Annotated in this window: 2 protein-coding genes; both read right to left on the reverse strand. The window is 56.2% G+C overall.

Annotated elements, in window-relative coordinates:
* A partial coding sequence (locus L692_RS0116095; protein WP_025701157.1) for a M24 family metallopeptidase occupies positions 1-694 on the reverse strand: 694 nt, incomplete at its 3' end.
* Between the two features lie 33 nt (positions 695-727).
* A partial coding sequence (locus L692_RS0116100) for a nitrilase-related carbon-nitrogen hydrolase (RefSeq protein ID WP_025701158.1) occupies positions 728-1,432 on the reverse strand: 705 nt, incomplete at its 5' end.

The following is a 1,432-nucleotide window of genomic DNA, read 5'->3' on the forward strand; positions in this document are numbered from 1 at the left end:
CGCCAATAACCTTGTGCCCCCATGCGGCATGCATATTGCCCGAACGGTAGCCGGACGAAATGAACGGCTCCATTCCCAAATACTCGCCTCCGGCCAGGATCATGCCGGAGAACATCGCTGCGGCGGCTTCGTCTTCATTCACCCCGGCCCGGATCGCGTCGAGTCCGGCCTGCATTGAACAGTCAGCCACCGTGCAGGCTTCGCGAATGTACGCAATCTCCGCCGGAGACTTGATTACTCTCAGCCCTTCCACCGTCCCCTGGGCATCCGTAAGACGGAAATCGCCAAGCAGTTGCTCAAGCTTCTGGTAGTTCCGGACAGGCAGGAACCAGGAGCCTGTCTCCAGACCGATCGCGCCGGGAGTAATGCCGATCTCTCTGACGGTATCTGCCGTCAGGGCGACCGGATCATTCGTATCGTCATAGGTTCTGACCTGGCTTTCAGGAAGCCAGCTATAGGTTTGAACGTTGGAAAGCTCGCCTCTGCGAAGCACGAGCACCGGGTCGCCGGAAGCCGGAACGACCAGGCATTGGTACATATAATAGCCCGGACTCTGATAGCCGGTCAGATAAAAAATATTCTCGGGAGTGTGAATCAGCATTCCGCTTAGTCCCCGCAGACCAAGCTCGCTTTGTGTTTTTTGCAGCCGGGATTTAAATTCATCCCTGGAAAATACCAATGATGTAGCGCTCAATATGGACTGCCCCTTTCCCTGAACTCATCGTTTTCAAGCCTGATAGCCGTAAGTGTCCATTCTTAAATCCCTTAAATAAGGAGTCTGCTTCGAATATTCGTCCGCTTCATCCAGATCAATCTCCAGCACCTGCATGTCTTCTTCATTCAAATTCCCGCTAACGATCAGTTCGCCCCGCGGATTCGCCAGCTTATTGTTGCCGAACAACCGTAGACCGCCGCCCACTCCGTTGACGCCGGCCACAAAACAGGTATTCTCAAGCGCCCTTGCCGGATAATAAATATCCCATCTGTGCTTGTCTTCGATTGAAAAAGCAGACGGCGTGACGATCAGCTTTGCGCCTTGCAGAGCAAGAGTGCGCGCCGCCTCCGGGAACCCCGCATCGTAGCATATCAGGACGCCGAGCTTGCCGAAATCCAGCTCATACGGGGAACATGCGCCACCGGGCTCAAAATACTTTCGCTCATCCTCCCAGAGATGAACCTTGCTGTACGTTCCCCTTAGCGCTCCGTCCCGGCCAATGATAACGGCGCCGTTGGTGACAGCGCCATCAGCGCGCTTAAGGGCCATAGGGACAACGATGTTGATGCCATGCGTCCGGGCGGCTTCCCGGAACGCCTTGACGGTTGAACCGCCGGTATCCTCGGCCAGTTCCTGATAGCGGTCGCCGATGACGTCGGTATTGTACCCGGTGACGAACAGCTCCGGGAACACGACCAGATCGGCTCCCCCCCCCCC

The organism is Paenibacillus forsythiae T98, from assembly GCF_000520735.1.
Lineage (GTDB): Bacteria > Bacillota > Bacilli > Paenibacillales > Paenibacillaceae > Paenibacillus_AQ > Paenibacillus_AQ forsythiae.